This is a genomic window from Nesterenkonia sp. (assembly GCF_029265375.1).
Taxonomy (GTDB): Bacteria; Actinomycetota; Actinomycetes; order Actinomycetales; family Micrococcaceae; genus Nesterenkonia.
Genome location: NZ_JAJUJJ010000002.1, coordinates 142,436 through 159,661, shown reverse-complemented (window position 1 = coordinate 159,661; position 17,226 = coordinate 142,436). Strand labels below are relative to the sequence as shown.

The following is a 17,226-nucleotide window of genomic DNA, read 5'->3' as shown; positions in this document are numbered from 1 at the left end:
CGGTTTTTCAATTGACGTGATTCAGGTCACAATTCTAGGCTCGCCTCAGCTGCCCGGCCTGGGCGCCGCACAGGGCCCAGGCCGTGGGCACCTGGAACTGCTCGCTCACTGAAGAGGGACACGATGACGCACTACACCCGTTACACCCGTCTGGCCGCCGCGGCGGCGACCGCCGCCCTGGTGCTGACCGCCTGCGGCGGCGAAGCCGAAGGAGAAGGCGATGCCGCAGACACCGAGGGTGACTCCCAGGAGCAGGTGCAGCTGCGCTTCTCCTGGTGGGGTTCGGACTCCCGGCACCAGATGACCCAGGAGATCATCGACGCCTTCGAGGATGAGAATCCGCATATCTCCATCGAGGGTGAGTTCGGCGACTGGTCCGGCTACTGGGACCAGCTGGCCACCCAGTCGGCAGGAGGAGACGCTCCGGACATCATTCAGATGGATGACAAGTACCTGCGGGAGTACGCCGACCGCGGCGCGCTGCTGGACCTCTCGGACATCGACCTCTCCGAATTCGACGAGGGGGCGGTGGACAACGGTCGCACTGAGGACGGCCTGTTCGGCATCACCACCGGCATCAATGCGCTGGCCCTGGTGGCCAACCCGGACATCTTCGACGAAGCCGGTGTGGAGATGCCCGATGACACCACCTGGACCTGGGAGGACTTCGCAGAGATCGCTGCGGAGATCAGCGAGAATCACGACTCGGCCTTCGGCACCAACGATCCCAACGAACCCGGCGGCTTCCAGGTGTGGCTGCGTCAGCAGGGCAAGCACTTCACCACCGCCGAGGGCGAGCTGGGCTTCACCGCCGAAGACGCCGCCGAGTACTTCCAGTACTACCTGGATATGGTCGGCACCGGCATGCCCACCGCCACAGAGATCTCCGAGAACCAGAGCGCCGGCCCCGACCAGTCGCTGACCGGCACCGGCCAGGTGGCCATGGCCCCCTGGTGGACCAACCAGCTGCCGGCCCTGACCTCTGCCTCCGGCGCTGAGCTGGAGCTGCTGCGCTTCCCCAGCCAGAGCGGCAACTCGGCGGAGAACGGCCTGTGGTACAAGTCCTCGATGATGCTCTCCGCCTCGGCCGCCACTGAGCATCCGGAGGAGGTCAAGGAATTCATCGATTTCTTCGTCAACTCCGAGACCGCCGGCCAGCTCAACCAGATGGACCGCGGGCTTCCGGCCAACAGCGCGGTCCGCGAGTCCATCATGAGCGATCTGGAGCCCGCCGACCAGAAGTCTGCCGACTTCATCGCCGCCATTGAGGAGGATGTGATGGCCCAGCCGGCCGAGCCGGTGCCCGCCCTCGGCTTCTCCGCACTGCAGGAGATCCTCTACCGCTATGAGATCGAGGTCTTCTTCGAGAACCTGACACCGGAGGAAGCCGCAGAGCAGATGATCCCCGAAATGGAGTCCGAGCTTCAGTAGCTGCACACCCTGCGCGCCGGCGGGGGCGGCACCTGCTCAGCCAGGGGTCGCCCCCGCCGGCGCCTGCTGAGGTACAGTGCGCATTTTCAGCCCCGTTGCCCCACCATCAGGAGAGGTATGAGCCACCGCAGCCCGCACCCCACCAGCAGTCCCTCATCGAACTGGCGATGGCCGTCCCGGATATCCGGGCTGCCCTACGGCGGTGACTACAACCCCGAGCAGTGGCCGGAGGCCACTCGCGAAGAGGACATTGAGCTGATGACCGGGGCCGGGGTCAACCTAGTCAGTGTGGGCATCTTCTCCTGGGCGATGCTCGAACCCCGGGAGGGGGAGTACGACTGGGGATGGCTGGACGAAACGATGGACCGGCTGGCCGCAGCAGGCATCTCAGCCGCTCTGGCCACCGCCACCGCCTCGCCTCCGCCGTGGCTGACCCACCGCTATCCGGAGATCCTGCCGCAGACCGCCGACGGGACTGTCCTCTGGCCCGGGGCCCGGCAGGCCTACTCGGTGGCCAACCCCGTCTTCCGCGAGTACGCGCTGCGCATGACCCGGGCTGTGGCGCAGCGCTATGCCGATCACCCCGCTCTGGCGCTGTGGCACGTGGACAACGAGCTGGGCTGCCATAACGGCCACGACTACTCCGACGACGCCGCGGCGGCCTTCCGGACCTGGTTGGCCCGCCGCTACGGAACCGCTGAGGCGCTCAACGCCGCCTGGGGGACCGCCTTCTGGTCCCAGCGGTACTCCAGCTTCGAGGAGATCCTTCCCCCGCGGACGGCTCCGATGTTCGTCAACCCCACTCAGCAGCTGGACTTCCACCGGTACAGCTCCGATGAGCTGCTGGACTACTACCGCCAGATGAAGAACATCCTGCGTGAGGCCACCCCGCAGATTCCGGTGACCACCAACTTCATGTGCACCACCCGGTCGAAGAATATGGACTACTTCGCCTGGGCGGAGGAGATGGACGTCATCGCCACCGATCACTACACCGTCGCCGAGGACCCCGACCGCCACATTGAGCTGGCCTTCAGCGCAGACCTGACCCGCGGTGTGGCCCGGGGCAGGCCGTGGATGCTCATGGAGCACTCCACCTCAGCAGTGAACTGGCAGCCGCGCAACCACACCAAGTCACCGGCGGAGATGCTGCGCGACTCCCTGGGGCATGTGGCCCGCGGAGCAGATGCCGTGATGTTCTTCCAGTGGCGGCAGTCCGCCTCCGGGGCGGAGAAGTACCATTCGGCGATGGTCCCGCATGCCGGACCTGATACCGATGTCTACCGCACCGCAGTGCGGCTCGGCGAGGCGCTGAGGCAGCTGCGGCCGGTCCAGGGATCCCAGGTGCAGTCCGAGGTCGCCCTGCTCTTCGACTATGAGGCCTGGTGGGGCGCCGAGCTGGACTCCCACCCCACCAATGAGCTGAGCTACCCCGAAGAGGTGCTGCACTTCTACCGCAGCCTGTGGAAAGCCGGGGTCACCACCGACGTCGTGCACCCCAGCCACGATCTGAGCGGCTACCGAGCCGTCATCGTTCCGGTCCTCTACCTAGTGCGGCAGAAGGATGCTGAGCGGATCGCACAGGCCGCCGAGAACGGGGCGCAGGTGCTGGTGAGCTTCTTCAGCGGCATCGTCGACGAGAACGACGCAGTGCACTTGGGCGGCTACCCCGGTGCGTTCCGCCGCATGCTGGGAATCCGGACCGAGGAGTTCTGGCCGCTGCAGCGCGGGGAGCAGCTGCTGCTCGACGACGGCGGCCGCGCAGACCTCTGGAGCGAGAAGGTCCACTGCGCCGACTCGGGTGCGGGGGCCGCGGAGGTGCTGGCCCGGTTCGCCGAGCTGCGGATGGCCGACGGCTCCTCCCAGATGCCACCGTCGCTGGCGCCCACTGGACAGTTCCCGCTGGAAGGCTCACCGGCGATCACCCGGAATACTGTGGGTAAGGGGGCGGCCTGGTACGCCGCGACCCGGCTGGATGAGCCGAGCCTGGATGCGCTGGTGCGCCAGGTGCTCATCGAAGCCGGTGTGCCGCCGGTGCACCAGGACGCACCCGAAGGCGTGGACGTGGTCCGCCGGCGGCACCCTGACGGTGCCAGCTACCTGTTCGTGCTCAACCACACACCACAGCCGGTGACTCTGAAGGCCTCAGGCTCGGAGCTGCTCAGCGGCACCAGAGTCACCGGCCGTCTGGAGGTCGCCTCCGGCGAGGTCGCCGTGGTGGAGGAGCGCTGAGCAGCTCGAACCGAATCACGGCAGAGCAGGGTTTCAACTCTCCAGCCAACTGATCACGTGTTCGAGTTGTGAGCGGAGATGATCCCAGGGGCGGTTGAGGTTGAGCGTGGCAGCTCCGATGCGGTTGCCTTGAATTACTACGTCCAGGTCCGGCTGTTCTGCTCCTTCGGTACGTGCGTAGAGCAGGAGGCCACTTACTGAACCATTGCGGTCCACATCCGCGTTCTTTGTATACGTCAGCAACTGGTACAGGTTGGCTGAGTGGATGGTCTTCTTGCCGAACCACCCAGTTTGCATCGATTGGCTGTAATACTTCGCATCGATGATGAGCGTGTGCTGACCACTCCGGAGGGTGATGTCGGTGCGCATTGCAGGGAGGTGTTCGGCGCCGTGGGCTTTTCCGGCGTCGTAGTCCCAGGCGACGGCGGATGCGCCCGGGGAAAGCTCAGGGTGGTGAATGCTGTAGTACTCGCGCAAGAATCTCTCATAGAGACTGCTCATGGACTCATCAGATATCCAGGAAGCGAGTTTGGTGCTGCCGGAGACCTGTGTGTGCAAGAGACCGCGCACGATCAGTTCACAGGCTCCGAGCAGCAGCCGGTACGTGGCATTGGCGCGGTGATATGTGAGTGCGTTCCAGCGGATCGAGGTAGGAGCGACTAGCGTCACCGCATCCAGGTAGGGCAGCAACCGGCGGAGCGCGTTCCTACGACTCTGGGTGACTTCCCCATGGCGGACAAGGAGAACGAGGACCGACTTCAACGCCTGGTTGTGGGGCGTGTCAGTCGAGTACTCGTCGAACTCGCAGATTAACTTGCCTCGTACGGTCGAGCGGCTGGCGATAGTGCCATTGACATCGATACGGCCGCGGACTGTGGCGAGTTCGTCGCTGCGTTGAAGATAGTCGTGGTGAAGACCGCGCTTGACCTGGGTCCCCACACCGCGCAGGAGAATCTCCGCGAACAGGTCGTGAAGATGATCGAAGCGCTCGGCAGCGATATGGTCATGGCTGTCACTGCGGATGGCCCGGAATGCATACGCCATCATGACGTACACATTGCGGATGGGAATGGACAGGGACGTCATGCGACGGCAGCTCGGAGCTTGCCCGCCCACTCCTCGGCTTTGGTCGGTTCGTCGAACCAGTACTCCTCGAGCAGGGGTATGAGCTCATCGTCGACGACGGAGGATAACCACGTATCGTCCTCAGCCTCAGCAGAGCTGCAGAGATAACTGTGCCCGATGGCAAAACCTTGGCCGAGCGCCGGGTCGTCGGCGATCGTGGTGTTGAGGTCAATGACGACCTCAACCAGACGGTCGAGTGTGGGGCTGCCTATATCTTGTTGCCATCGAGTGAACCCAGCTGAGTCAAAGCCCGGGGCCATTTCGAAGAAGCCGAAGCGGCGGCGCAGTGCATAGTCGAGTACGGCCAGGCTGCGGTCGGCGGTGTTCATCATGCCGATGATGTGGACGTTTGCAGGAACAGAGAAGTCCTCGTTCTTGTAGAGGAGGCGCAGCTTATGACCGCGCTTATCGGCTTCAATGAGCATGAGCAGCTCGCCGAAGATCTTTGAGATATTTCCGCGGTTGATCTCGTCGATGATGAAGAAGTATGGGCGGTCGTCATCGGCCTGTGCCTTCTTGCAGAATTGGTAGAAGGGTCCTTCGGCGAGCTTGAATCCGCCGGCTTCGGTGGGTCGGTAGCCCATCATGAAGTCTTCGTAGGAGTAACTCTGATGGAATTGGACCATCTGGGCCCGGCCTGAATCCTGGACACCCATGATCGAATAGGCCAGGCGCTTAGCGGCGAAAGTCTTCCCCACACCGGGGGGTCCGGCGAGGATGATGTTCTTCTTGCGGGCTAGGAGTGAGCGCAGCCGTATGCAGCGCTCCTCAGGCAGGTACACCTCTTTGACGAATGCCGCGCTGTCGTAGGGGCGCGGCGTTTCGGACTGCTGAGGCAGTTCTGGTTCGGACTCACCGGTGACAAGCTCCTCGAGCTGCTCGACATAGTCGTGGTAAGCGGTGATGTCGGTAAGTGTCTTGGTCGCGGCATGCCCCGGGTGCTCCCATGACCCCGTATGCGTCCACTTCACCGACCGGATATGGCGAAATGAAGCGCGCTCTGGTTCGAATCGAGCGTCGGAGGTGACCTCACCGCGACCGACGATCTCTCGCCGACCGCGCTTAGCGTAGATAATGTCGCCGACAGCGACCTCGTTCTGGAACTGCCACAGTGCTAGAGATGCGTTCTTCATCGACCCGCCGGTTCCCTCGACATCGAGAGCCTGCCGGATTGCCTTGCGGCTCGGATACGCAGCAAGATCACCGAGCTGGTCCCAGCCGATTGCCATGACACCGCTGGAGGAGAACTCGTCCCATTCGGAAGCTTGAGCCCCGGGGGAGTAGAGCCAGTAGTGCCGGGGGCGTGGTTCGGCCAACTCGGCAGTCGCAACGTCTGTCGAGCGTAGTTCGTGTGCAGTAGGGTCCCAGAGCTCAACTACCCCGGGACTCCAGAAGTGGAATGGTCCTTCAACTTCCCGAGCTAGTGCGGTACGGATGGCGAGCAGGTCGCGATCTATCGACGCCGGGGTGCTGCCCGTGGCACCCCCGATGCGGTCAGCAAGGCCATCGCGGATCTGAGCCTTCATCTTCGCCGACGAGATTGGTTCGAAAACGTCTGGTCGGGCTAGAAACTGTAGTGCGTTGCGGATGTCGGAGCGGTCTTCTCCGGAGGCGAGCATTACCCTCTGCAGCTCCCATGGGTCGGTGCGGGCTGTCTCACGCTCGGCCTCCGACAAGTCATTCCAGTGCAGGATGAACGTCGATGCCCAGATGAGGTGCCGCCACATCGCTCCGTTGTACCAAGAGCCTGGTTCGAAGCCCGCAGTCCCGGCAGGGCGAGCCAGCCACGTTGACATCGGCTCCGGGACGAAATGCTGGGAATCGAGGTGAGAGAGAACTCGCTCAACATGTGCCGAGCGGGTATCCGGCCGGGCTGATCGCACCGGGTGCTCGCGCAGGAACACCAGTTCGGCGGTCAGGAGGACTACCTCCCGGGATGCGCCCTGGAGTTGATGATCGAGCTTTTCCCACTGGCTCTGTCCGGTACCAACGATGGGGTTGTCACCGACTCTTGCCCGCAGATCGGCAGCGGCCTCAGCGGTCCAGATCATCGCCGCCGGGTCGATCACCGACCTTTCATCGCCGAGCATATGAACAATCACCTCACCGGCCTCATGCGCAAGCACCATGTCAGGGGCTGGCCTAGACGCTTGGGCAGCGTCATTCGGATCATTGGTGAGCTGCGTGGTGACCATGGCTACATACTGCCCGCTGACCTCGTCGGTGTCATCCAAGCGGACTGTGCGGGCCGCCGGCTGCGGAGACTGGTTCAGGAGTCCAGCTGCAGTTCGCCGTCGATGCGGCGGGTGAGGTTCCACGGGTTGTCGCTGCGCACTGGGGCCGGCAGCAGCTGCTCGGGCATATTCTGGTAGGCCACCGGGCGCAGGAACCGTTCGATCGCCAGGGTGCCCACACTGGTGGTGCGGGAGTCGCTGGTGGCCGGGAACGGTCCGCCGTGGACCATGGCGTGATTGACCTCCACGCCGGTGGGCCACCCGTTGGCCAGGATGCGTCCGGTCTTCTGCTCCAGCACCGGCACCAGCGGGGACGCCGCAGCGTAGTCCGATTCGGCCACATGCAGCGTGGCGGTCAGCTGGCCCTCCAGCTGCTCGGCCGCCTGGACCAGGTCTTCTGGCGAGTCATAGCGGATCACCAGCGAGGCTGCGCCGAAGATCTCCTCATGCAGCACCGGATTGCTGCGGAACTGCTCTGCACTTGTCTGGAACACAGCGGGCGCAGGCGCGTTCCGGCTTTCGCCGTCGGAGCCGCGGCCCACCAGCTCCACTCCGGCCTGATCGGCCAGCTTCTCCACCCCGGAGTTCCAGGACTGGCAGATGGAGGCGGTGAGCATCGTCTGTCCCTGTATACCGGCGACCGCCTCCCCGACAGCGGAGACGAACCGGTCGCCGGCCTCCCCGGTGGGCACAAACACCAGCCCCGGCTGAGTGCACAGCTGACCGGAGGAGCCGGTCACAGAGGTCAGGTAGGCCCCGGCCAGCTCCGCAACGGAGTCGTCGTCGCCGCTGAGGGCGCCGTCGAAGAAGAAGACGGGGTTGATGCTGCTCATCTCCGCATAGACCGGGATCGGCACCTCGCGGGCCGCGGCAGCAGCCATCAGTGCAGTTCCTCCCGAGCGGGAGCCGGTGAATCCTACGGCAGTGATGGCCGGGTCGGACACCAGGGCCTGGCCGATCACTGTGCCGGGCCCGTAGACCAGGCTGAACACCCCTGGATGCAGCCCCGACTCAGCCACCGCCTCGGCAATGGCGGACCCGACGATCTCCGAGGTGCCGGGATGGGCGTTATGAGCCTTGAACACCACCGGGCAGCCTGCGGCCAGGGCGGAGGCGGTGTCACCGCCGGCCACCGAGAAGGCCAGCGGAAAGTTGCTGGCGCCGAATACGGCCACCGGCCCCAGCGGGATCCGGCGCTGCCGGACGTCAGGACGGGGCAGCGGGGTGCGGTCGGGGACAGCCGGGTCCCACCGGACGCCGCGGTGGTCGCCCTGGCGCACCACAGAGGCGAAGAGCCGCAGCTGGTTCACGGTGCGCCCGCGCTCCATGGTCACCCGCGCCTCGGGCAGCCCGGTCTCGGCCATCACCCGGGGGGTGAGCTGATCGGCCCGGTCCTCGATCTTCTCAGCGATGCGCTCCAGGAACGCCGCATGGGTCTCAGGGTCCAGCCGGGAGAATGACTCGTAGGCCTGACGCGCTGCTGCGGTGGCCTCGGCCAGCTGGTCGGTCTCCAGCAGCGAGTACTCCGGCTGAAGCTGCTCCCCGGTGGCCGGGTTGACTCCGGTGACTGTACCGGCAGTGCCGGGCACGCTCTTACCTGCAATGATCGATGTGCCTGTCAGTGTCTCTGCCATGCTCAACTGCTCCTCACCGGCCGGTGCGGCCGCATTCTGGTCTTCAGGGTTCACACTCTGCTCAGCTTGGGGCTCTGCTCGGCCGGCCGGATGCCGGCTGCGTCGATCAGATCGGAGAGGTCCTGCACGTCCTGCTCCGTGAGGTCCTGCAGGGGAGGCCGCACCGGGCCGGCGTCGCGTCCTACAGCGCACAGGCCGCCTTTGACGATCGAGACGCCATAGCCCTTCCTCCGGTCGCGGATCTCCAGGTAGGGCAGCACGAACCGGCGCAGCTTTTCGGTCACCGCGGCGGTGTCCTGACGGCGCACATCGCCGTAGAACTCCAGAGCGAACTCGGGGACAAAGTTGTACATGGCGGAGGAGTAGGTGCTCATGCCCAGCTGCAGCATCGGCAGGGCGAAGGTCTCAGCGGTGGGCAGCCCGCCCAGGTAGAACAGCCTGTCCCCGGCGGTGGTGACCACCCGGGTGACCGCCTCAATATCCCCGGTGGCATCTTTGAAGCCGATAAAGTTCTCATGCCGCTCCGCCAGCCGCGCCACTGTCTGGGCGGAGTAGACCGCGTTGGCGCGGTTGTAGACGATCACGCCGATCCGGGTGGCTTCGCAGACCGCCTGCACATGCGCGGCAAGTCCCTGCTGGTCGCATTCGGTGAGGTAGGGCGGCAGCAGCAGGACCGCCTCACATCCGGCAGCCTCGGCGGCCTGGGCGTGTTGGACGGCCTGATAGGTGGGGCCCCCAGCGGAGCCGAGCACCGGGACGTGATCGGAAGCCTCCTCCACAGCGGCCCGGACCACCAGAGCGTTCTCCTCCGGTGAGAGGCTGAACCCTTCGCCGGTGCCGCCGGCGGCGAAGAGGCCGGCCACACCCTGACGCGCCTGCCAACTGACATGCTCGCGGTAGCGCTGCTCATCCAGCTGCAGATCGCTGGTGAAAGCCGTGACCGGGAAGGACAGCAGCCCGTCCTTCAGGTAGCTCGCCAGCTCCTGCGGTGTGTAGTGGGGCACGTGTTTCTCCTGATGACTGGTGGGCCGGACTCCGCTGCGCGGAACCGGGTATGGATGTCCTCACCACACCCTAGGCACCGGACGGTATGCCGTCTAAGCCATATTTGGAATGAGATTATGTGTCTGCAGCATCACGGTCCAGGTGGTGCAGCAGGCGGCGCAGGGCCGGGTTGACCCGGGTGCGGCTCCACACCAGGTGCAGCTCCACGACGTCGTCGCGCATGGCGGCCAGCGGCAGGTGCTCCACTCCCTCGATGCGCAGGGTGCGGGAGGAGGCCGGTACGAAGGCGACTCCCCGGCCGGCGGCCACCAGGCACAGCATGGTCAGGATCTGGCTGACGGTGTGCACCACATTGCCGTGATGCACCGGCACATGGCGGATCGCCAGATCATAGAAGTAGCGCGCCTTGGTGGGAGCGTGCATGATCAGCGGGGTCTCGGCGAGGTCGTCCGAGGTCACCGGCCTCTGCAGGCGGGTCAGCGGATGGTCCGCCGGTACGGCGAGCTCCAGGGGCTCGGCATGCAGCAGGCGGCAGGCGAACTGATCGGAGTCGAAGGGCGGCCGGGCCAGGCCGACGTCGATCTCGTCTGTGGCCAGGGCATCGATCTGCTCACTGGTGACCATCTCCCGCAGGTCCACCTCCACATCCGGGGCGGCGGCTGCCACATCAGCCAGCAGCGTCCCCAGCACGCTGAATCCGGAGACGGCGGTGAAGCCGATGCGCAGCACCCCTGCCTGTCCGCAGGCGATCCGCCGGGCTGTCTGCGGGGCGCGGTCGGCGGTGACCATGAGTTTGCGCGCCTCGTCCAGGAAGGCCTCACCCGCCAGGGTCAGCGCTACTCGGCGGTTGTCCCGCTCCACCAGCTGAACGCCCACGGACTTCTCCAGCTTTTGGATCTGCCGGCTCAGCGGCGGCTGAGTCATGTTCAGCCGTTCGGCAGCACGGCCGAAGTGGAGCTCCTCAGCCACGGTGACGAAGCAGCGTACTTGGTCGAGGGTAAACAGGATGCACTCCGAGTATCAGTACGGTCACGGATTCGGCTAGGTGAGCATCATACTGGCACCTTCTGCGGCCCAGAACAAGACGTGCTGTCCCAGCGACCGGAGAATGTGCGCAGGTCTGCGGCCCCTGTGCCGCAGGGGGCGCTGGCAGGATCCCCGCGCAGCCGGCAGCCTCTGCGGGATAGATTGGATCCCCGCGCAGCAGGCGGGCTCAGGTGGTCTGGCTGGATTCGCGCGGTACCAGGGTGGGGGTGAAGACCGGATGCTGCACCGGCGCCTGAGGGTCCTCGATGGCGGCGGTGAGCAGCTCGGCGGCCCGCGCGCCCATCTCCACCGCAGGCTGACGCACCGAGGTGATCGGAACCGTGGCGGAGGCGGCGAACTCGATGTCGTCGTATCCGACCAGGGCGACGTCGTCGGGCACCGGGACTCCTGAGCGGGTCAGCTCCTGCAGAGCTCCCAGGGCCACTAGGTCATTGGTGGCGAAGACGGCGTCGGGCCGGGAGCGGTTCCCGCGCTCGAGCAGCTCCCGGATGCCGCGGCGCCCAGCGTCGATGTTCATAGCCCCGGTGTCTAAGAACTCCACCTGCGCCCGGCCGGTCCCGAACTCCTCGGCAGCCCGCTGCGCTCCGGCGTAGCGGTGGGAGACCTGGCGGATGGTGGCCGGGCCGCCGATCACGGCGATGCGGCGTCTGCCCTGGGCCAGCAGATGCTCGGCAGCCAGCTGCCCGCCGAGCAGATCATCCACTGAGACCGAGGAGAACTCCCCGGCCCCGGACTTGCGGTCCACGATCACCACGGCCGTGCCGCGCTGCTTGATGCGGCGCAGCCGCGGAAGCACATCGCCCACCGGAGAGATCAGGATGCCGGAGACACGCTGCTCCTCGAACAGCCGCAGGTGGGTCAGTTCCCGGGCCCGCGCCTGGCCGGAGTTGCCCAGCAGCAGAGGGCGCTTGAGCTCGGTGAGCGTGTCCTCCGCCCCCTGGGCGACGCCGGCGAAGAAGGGGTTGGCCACATCCAGCACGATCATGCCCACGGCGCGGTTGCGGCGCTGGCGGAGCTGACGGGCGGCGTCGTTGCGGACGTAATCGAGCTCCTCGATGGCCTTCTGCACGCGCTCGTAGGTGGCCCGGGAGACCTTCTCGGGATGGTTGAGCGCATTGGAGACTGTTGCTGGGGAGACGCCCGCCCGGGCGGCTACGTCCCGAACCTGTGCCGAGGCCATGCGGTTCAGAATACAGCGCAGATTCAGGCATGATGTCCGCTATGGACTGTACCGTGCCCCCTCCGCAGTGGAGCCGCCGGGTGCTGCGCAGCGCCGCAGCAGCCCTTGCCGTGACCGCAGTGGCGGCCGTCATCGCCCTGCCGGTGGATTTGGTGCTGGGGCATCTGAGCGCCGACCAGCTGCTGTGGGGGCTGGGCGCTTATCTGGTGAGTATGGGGCCGGTGGCGCTGCTGGCCGGTCTGCTGGCGGCCGCGGTCTCCGGGGCTGGCCGGTGGATGTGGAGCACGAGTCCGCAGGGAACCGCCGCTCAGTCGGCCGGCGCTGCGGCTGCGCTGGGACTGATGGTCACCTTCGGGATGCTGTGGGCTCCGCTGGCGATGGTGCTGCAGCTGCTGTGGATCGCCGGGCTGGCTGCAGCCTGCGGGTGGGTCAGCTGGAGGCTGGACGCGCGGGCATCCGCTTAGGCCGGACAGCCCGCCGAGAGCCGGCTGAGTGTGACAGGGCCCAATTGACGCAAGTGTGAGCTGCGCCATATGATCTGAGGCGTAGCTTGAATCGATTTAGTCGCGCCATTTTCCGCCGTGGAGGCACCTCATGGAACCCCGCCCCGCCGAGCCAGTGCTGGAGTTGGACGGTGTGCGCAAGTCCTTCGGGTCCGTTACTGCCCTCTCTGACGGCCGTCTGCGCGTGATGCCGGGCTCCATCCATGCCCTGGTGGGGGAGAACGGGGCCGGAAAGTCCACCCTGATCAAGGTGGTTTCCGGACTGCACCCTCGCGACGCCGGCACCTTCCGGTTCCGCGGCCAGGATGTGCACTTCACCTCCACCGCGGAGGCCAAGGACGCCGGCATCGCTGTGATCTACCAGGAGCCCACACTCTTCGGCGATCTCTCGGTCACCGAGAACATCTTCATGGGCAGGCAGCCGCTGCGGTGGGGACGTCGGATCGACACCCAGGCCATGATCACCGAGGCTGAGCGGATCTTCGCCCGCCTGGGAGTGGACCTGGATCCCCGCCGCCCGGCCCAGGGGCTCTCCATCGCTGACCAGCAGATCATCGAGATCGCCAAAGCCATCTCCCTGGACGCCCACCTGCTGATCATGGACGAGCCGACTGCCGCGCTCTCCGGAGTGGAGGTGCAGCGGCTCTTCGCCGTGGCCCGCAGTCTTCGTCAGGAGGGCCGCGGCGTCGTCTTCATCTCCCACCGGTTCGATGAGGTCTTTGAGCTCTGCGACACGATCACGGTGATGCGCGACGGCGCCTACGTGGACACTGTGGACGCATCCCGGACCAGCCGGGAGGAGCTGATCACCATGATGGTCGGCCGCGAAGTCTCCGAGCTCTACCCCAAGACGCCGGTTGAAGTCGGAGAAGAGGTCCTGCAGGTGCAGCAGCTGACCCGTGCCGGCATCTTCTCCGATATCAGCTTCACCGTCCGAGCCGGAGAGATCGTCGGACTGGCCGGCCTGGTCGGTGCCGGACGCAGCGAGATCGTCCGAGCCGTCTTCGGAGTGGACCCCTACGACGAGGGCGCCGTAACTATGCACGGCCGCAGAGTTCAGCCCGGCCGCCCGCAGGCCGCCATCCGCGCCGGTATGGCCCTGGTGCCCGAGGACCGCCGCCAGCAGGGTCTGGTGGTCGAAGCCTCAGTGGGACGCAACATCGCAGCGGCGATCCGCGGTCAGCTGACCCGCTTCGGGCTGATCACCGCGGCCGCCGAGCACCGTGCCGCCGCCCCGTGGGCGCAGAAGCTGCAGGTCAAGACCGGTGCGCTCTCCATGGAGGCGCTCACCATGAGCGGGGGCAACCAGCAGAAGGTCGCCATCGCCAAATGGCTGGCCACCGACCCCAGCCTGCTGATCATCGACGAACCCACCCGCGGCATCGACGTGGGCACCAAGGCGGAGGTGCACCGGCTGCTCTCCGAGCTGGCTGGGCAGGGAATGGCGATCCTGATGATCTCCTCCGAGCTGCCCGAGATCCTCGGCATGGCTGACCGGGTGCTGGTGGTTTCGGAAGGCCGCATCACCGGCGAATTCTCCCGCGCCGAAGCCTCTGCCGAGGCCGTGATGGATGCTGCGACCTCACGCCACGAGCAGCTGCGGAGGGAGGGCGCCCTATGACTGTCTCCAGGTCAGGTCCGGGCGGAGAGGAGCCGCGCGTGCCGGCCCCCGCCTCTGGCTCCAGGACGGCCTCCCTGGTGGCTCCCAGCCGCATGCGCTCCGCCCAGCGCCTGGTGCACTCCCTGCTCGCCTCCCGGGAAGTAGCCATCGTGGCAGTCATTCTGGCGGTAGTGGTGACGGCCACCGCCATGAACCAGACCTTCCTCTTCAGCGCCCAAGGCTGGCGCGACCTGCTGCTGACTCCCTCGCTGCTGATGGTGCTCGCCGTCGGCTCCGCCATCGTCATCATCACCCGGAATGTGGACCTCTCCGTCGGTTCCGTGCTGGCCATCACCGCCTATATGACCGGACGGCTGTTCATCGATCTGCCCGGCATACCCATTGCGGCGGTGGTGGTCATCGGCGTCGCCGCAGGAGCCGGCCTGGGGCTGATCAACGGGCTGCTGGTCGCCTTCGGAAAGGTCCCCGCACTGGTGGTCACCCTCGGCACCATGTACATCTACCGCGGCATCGTGCTCACCTGGGCCGGTTCGGACCGCATCAATGCCTCTGATATGCCGGGAGAGTTCCTGCGCTTGGGCACCCTGCAGATCGGCTCCATCCCGCTGCTGACCCTGGTGGCGGTGGCGGTGCTGCTGGGCGCCGCCTACTACCTGAGCAGCTGCCGCGGAGGACGTCAGATGTACGCCATCGGGTCCAACCCTGAGGCCGCGGTGCTTTATGGGCTTCCGGTCACACGCCGGGTGATCAGTGCATTCATCGCTTCCGGGGCCCTGGCCGGACTGGCCGGGGTGATGTACGCCGCCCGCTACGGCACAGTCAGCGCCGGAGCAGGAACCGCCTGGGAGCTGCAGGCCATCGGCGCAGCAGTGATCGGCGGTGTGGCGATCTTCGGCGGATCCGGCACAGTGTGGGGTGCAGCTTTCGGAGCAGTCCTGCTGATGACCATCAACCGGACCCTGCCCATCATGGGTGTCCCGGACTTCTGGCAGCGGGCTGTGGTCGGCGCCCTGATCATCGCCGCCATCGTGCTGGACCGCTGGCTCGCTGCTCGGCAGCGGCGCCGTCTGGAGCAGGTCAGGGAGGCGCCGGAATGAGCAGCACAGCCCAGCAGACCCCCCTGCAGGCAGCGGCCTCCGCCGCGCCGCGCAGCCACCACAGGCCCTGGTGGTTCCGCACGTTCGTCACCGCAGAGTTCCTGATCATCGCCCTGCTGGCGCTGGTCTGGATGTGGGCCACGGTGAGCGTGGACAACTTCGACGGTCCGCTCACCGTCCGCTACCTCATCCTGGACATCGCTCCACTGATGATGATCGCTCTGCCGATGACCCTGGTGATCATCACCGGACAGATCGACCTTTCCGTAGCCTCCATCATGGGCCTGTCCTCAGTGGTGATGGGGATCCTCCACGTCCAACTGGGCATGCCCGTGCCCGCCGCCGCGGCTCTGGCCCTGCTGGTGGGCCTGACCTGCGGAGCAGTCAACGGCTTCCTGGTCGCCTATGTGCGCCTGCCCTCCCTGGCGGTGACCATCGGCACCATGGCGCTGTTCCGCGGCATCGCCGTGGGACTGCTGGGCACTACCGCGCTGACCGACTTCGACCCGGACTGGACCTCTCTGGCGCAGTCCTCACTGGGAGAGACCCGCATTCCCGCCATCAGTCTGGTGCTGGTGGCCATGATCGCCGTCTTCGCCGTGCTGATGCATGCCACGCCGTTCGGCCGTGGCCTCTACGACATCGGCCACAACGAGCAGGCTGCCCGCTTCAGCGGAGTCAATGTGGCCCGCTGTCAGCTGACCACATTTCTGCTGACCGGTGTGGTCTCCGCTGCCGCCGGGATCTTCTACGCTCTGCGCTACGGCAACTCCCGGGGCGACAACGCGATGGGCCTGGAGCTGGAGGTGATCGCCGCAGTCCTGCTGGGCGGAGTCCTGATCTTCGGCGGTCGCGGCGCACTGCACGGGGTCATCGCCGGTGTGCTGCTGATCGGAGTGATCTCCTCCGCCCTGCGCTTGGAGGGCGTGACGGTGAACCTGATCAGCATCATCATCGGTGTGCTGCTGATCGCCTCCGTGATCGCCCCCAGTGTGGCGGCCGGAATCCGGAACCGGCGCCGCAGACCACCCCCACCGACCACCGACGCCGCAGAAGGCGACCCGATGAAAGGAACCCCACAATGACACACCATCCGGTACAGCGCCCCGGCGCGCTCGCCGCCGTCGGGCTCTCAGCCGCCCTGATGCTCAGCGCCTGCGGAGGCGGGGGCGAGGACGGAGGAAACGGCGACGCCGGCGGAGAGGACCTCAGCATCACCTTCCTGCCGAAGAACCTCGGCAACCCGTATTTCGACACCTCCAACGCCGGCGGTGAGGAGGCCGTGGACGAATTCGGCGGCACCTTCTCCGAGGTCGGCCCCCAGGAGGCGACGCCGGACGGGCAGGTCCAGTACATCAACACGGCAGCCCAGCAGGGCGAAGATGCTCTGGTGGTCTCCGCCAACGATCCCTCAGCGATCTGCGATGCCCTCAATGAGGCCCGCGAGGTGGGAGTCGCGGTAGTGACCTTCGACTCGGACACCAACCCCGAGTGCCGCGACGTCTTCGTCAACCAGGCCAGCGCTGAGGGCATCGCCCAGACGCAGGTGGAGCTGGTGGCCGAGCAGATCGGCGGCTCAGGGCAGATCGCCATCCTCTCCGCGGCCGCCAACGCGACCAACCAGAACCACTGGATCGAACTGATGGAGGCCGAACTCGAGGCCAATTACCCGGAGATTGAGCTGGTGGACATCGTCTATGGGGACGACGACGACCAGCGCTCCTTCGACCAGACGGCTGCGTTGCTGCAGACCCACTCGGATCTGGACGCGATCGTCTCACCCACCACGGTCGGCATTGCCGCGGCAGCCCGCTACATCTCCGACTCAGCCTATGCGGGCGAGGTCGCCCTCACCGGGCTGGGAACACCCAACCAGATGCGTGAATATGTGGAGGACGGCACCGTAGAGGCCTTCGCACTGTGGAACCCGGAGGACCTCGGCTACCTGGCAGCTTGGGCGGCGCATGCTGTGGCCACCGGTCAGATCGAGGGAGAAGAGGGCGACACCTTCGAAGCCGGCAGGCTCGGCGAATACACCGTCGGTGCCGAGGGAGAGATCATCCTGGATGATCCCTTCGTCTTCGACGCCGAGAACATCGACGACTTCGACTTCTAGA

13 protein-coding genes are annotated in these 17,226 nt (G+C 66.1%); 7 read left to right on the top strand and 6 right to left on the bottom strand.

Annotation, left to right across the window (positions count from 1 at the left end; translation table 11 throughout):
- Positions 1–123: 123 nt before the first annotated feature.
- Together Q1K09_RS01580 and Q1K09_RS01575 are read left to right on the top strand one after the other, a co-directional pair.
- Positions 124–1,431: an extracellular solute-binding protein gene (locus tag Q1K09_RS01580; protein WP_300342637.1), complete on the top strand. Its 1,308-nt coding sequence runs from the start codon at positions 124–126 to the stop codon at positions 1,429–1,431.
- Between the two features lie 117 nt (positions 1,432–1,548).
- On the top strand, positions 1,549–3,663 hold the full coding sequence (locus Q1K09_RS01575) for a beta-galactosidase (protein WP_300342636.1): 2,115 nt from the start codon (positions 1,549–1,551) through the stop codon (positions 3,661–3,663).
- Between the two features lie 33 nt (positions 3,664–3,696).
- Here Q1K09_RS01575 and mcrC read toward each other — a convergent pair whose 3' ends face one another.
- The 6 genes from mcrC to Q1K09_RS01545 all read right to left on the bottom strand — a co-directional run bounded on the left by mcrC (position 3,697) and on the right by Q1K09_RS01545 (position 11,888).
- Positions 3,697–4,749, bottom strand: coding sequence for a 5-methylcytosine-specific restriction endonuclease system specificity protein McrC (gene mcrC / locus Q1K09_RS01570; RefSeq protein WP_300342635.1), 1,053 nt, complete (start codon positions 4,747–4,749; stop codon positions 3,697–3,699).
- Entirely contained in the window at positions 4,746–6,983 is a 2,238-nt protein-coding gene (locus Q1K09_RS01565; RefSeq protein WP_300342634.1) for an AAA family ATPase, read from the bottom strand. The genes mcrC and Q1K09_RS01565 overlap by 4 nt, the downstream gene beginning before the upstream one ends.
- Before the next feature lie 74 nt (positions 6,984–7,057).
- A complete protein-coding gene (locus Q1K09_RS01560; protein WP_300342633.1) occupies positions 7,058–8,656 on the bottom strand; it encodes an aldehyde dehydrogenase (NADP(+)) in 1,599 nt (532 codons plus the stop codon).
- Between the two features lie 50 nt (positions 8,657–8,706).
- Positions 8,707–9,660, bottom strand: a complete 954-nt coding sequence (gene kdgD, locus Q1K09_RS01555) for a 5-dehydro-4-deoxyglucarate dehydratase (protein ID WP_300342632.1) — start codon at positions 9,658–9,660, stop codon at positions 8,707–8,709.
- Positions 9,661–9,775: 115 nt separating this feature from the next.
- Positions 9,776–10,666: a LysR family transcriptional regulator gene (locus Q1K09_RS01550; protein WP_300342663.1), complete on the bottom strand. Its 891-nt coding sequence runs from the start codon at positions 10,664–10,666 to the stop codon at positions 9,776–9,778.
- Positions 10,667–10,874: 208 nt separating this feature from the next.
- Positions 10,875–11,888 carry a LacI family DNA-binding transcriptional regulator gene (locus tag Q1K09_RS01545; protein WP_300342631.1) on the bottom strand — a complete coding sequence of 338 codons (1,014 nt, stop codon included), beginning with the start codon at positions 11,886–11,888 and terminating at the stop codon, positions 10,875–10,877.
- A gap of 53 nt (positions 11,889–11,941) precedes the next feature.
- Here Q1K09_RS01545 and Q1K09_RS01540 point away from each other — a divergent pair, with 53 nt between their 5' ends.
- The 5 genes from Q1K09_RS01540 (at position 11,942) to rhaS (ending at position 17,225) form a co-directional block, all read left to right on the top strand.
- On the top strand, positions 11,942–12,352 hold the full coding sequence (locus tag Q1K09_RS01540) for a hypothetical protein (protein ID WP_300342630.1): 411 nt from the start codon (positions 11,942–11,944) through the stop codon (positions 12,350–12,352).
- A gap of 130 nt (positions 12,353–12,482) precedes the next feature.
- Complete coding sequence (locus tag Q1K09_RS01535; protein WP_300342628.1) at positions 12,483–14,012, top strand: sugar ABC transporter ATP-binding protein; 1,530 nt, start codon at positions 12,483–12,485, stop codon at positions 14,010–14,012.
- 92 nt (positions 14,013–14,104) lie between these two features.
- Positions 14,105–15,109 carry an ABC transporter permease gene (locus Q1K09_RS01530; RefSeq protein ID WP_300342661.1) on the top strand — a complete coding sequence of 335 codons (1,005 nt, stop codon included), beginning with the start codon at positions 14,105–14,107 and terminating at the stop codon, positions 15,107–15,109.
- The gene (locus Q1K09_RS01525; RefSeq protein ID WP_300342627.1) at positions 15,106–16,194 is read left to right on the top strand and encodes an ABC transporter permease; all 1,089 of its coding nucleotides are present in this window, start codon (positions 15,106–15,108) and stop codon (positions 16,192–16,194) included. Before Q1K09_RS01530 ends, Q1K09_RS01525 begins: the two co-directional genes overlap by 4 nt.
- A complete protein-coding gene (rhaS, locus tag Q1K09_RS01520; RefSeq protein ID WP_300342625.1) occupies positions 16,191–17,225 on the top strand; it encodes a rhamnose ABC transporter substrate-binding protein in 1,035 nt (344 codons plus the stop codon). The genes Q1K09_RS01525 and rhaS overlap by 4 nt, the downstream gene beginning before the upstream one ends.
- Position 17,226 lies beyond the last annotated feature (1 nt).

What these genes read in the sequence shown, in the direction of transcription:
- Q1K09_RS01580 (WP_300342637.1), top strand. Translation starts at nt 124, where the DNA reads ATGACGCACTACACCCGTTACACCCGTCTGGCCGCCGCGGCGGCGACC.
- Q1K09_RS01575 (WP_300342636.1), top strand. Translation starts at nt 1,549, where the DNA reads ATGAGCCACCGCAGCCCGCACCCCACCAGCAGTCCCTCATCGAACTGG.
- mcrC (WP_300342635.1), bottom strand. Translation starts at nt 4,749, where the DNA reads ATGACGTCCCTGTCCATTCCCATCCGCAATGTGTACGTCATGATGGCG.
- Q1K09_RS01565 (WP_300342634.1), bottom strand. Translation starts at nt 6,983, where the DNA reads ATGGTCACCACGCAGCTCACCAATGATCCGAATGACGCTGCCCAAGCG.
- Q1K09_RS01560 (WP_300342633.1), bottom strand. Translation starts at nt 8,656, where the DNA reads ATGGCAGAGACACTGACAGGCACATCGATCATTGCAGGTAAGAGCGTG.
- Q1K09_RS01545 (WP_300342631.1), bottom strand. Translation starts at nt 11,888, where the DNA reads ATGGCCTCGGCACAGGTTCGGGACGTAGCCGCCCGGGCGGGCGTCTCC.
- Q1K09_RS01535 (WP_300342628.1), top strand. Translation starts at nt 12,483, where the DNA reads ATGGAACCCCGCCCCGCCGAGCCAGTGCTGGAGTTGGACGGTGTGCGC.
- Q1K09_RS01530 (WP_300342661.1), top strand. Translation starts at nt 14,105, where the DNA reads ATGCGCTCCGCCCAGCGCCTGGTGCACTCCCTGCTCGCCTCCCGGGAA.
- Q1K09_RS01525 (WP_300342627.1), top strand. Translation starts at nt 15,106, where the DNA reads ATGAGCAGCACAGCCCAGCAGACCCCCCTGCAGGCAGCGGCCTCCGCC.
- rhaS (WP_300342625.1), top strand. Translation starts at nt 16,191, where the DNA reads ATGACACACCATCCGGTACAGCGCCCCGGCGCGCTCGCCGCCGTCGGG.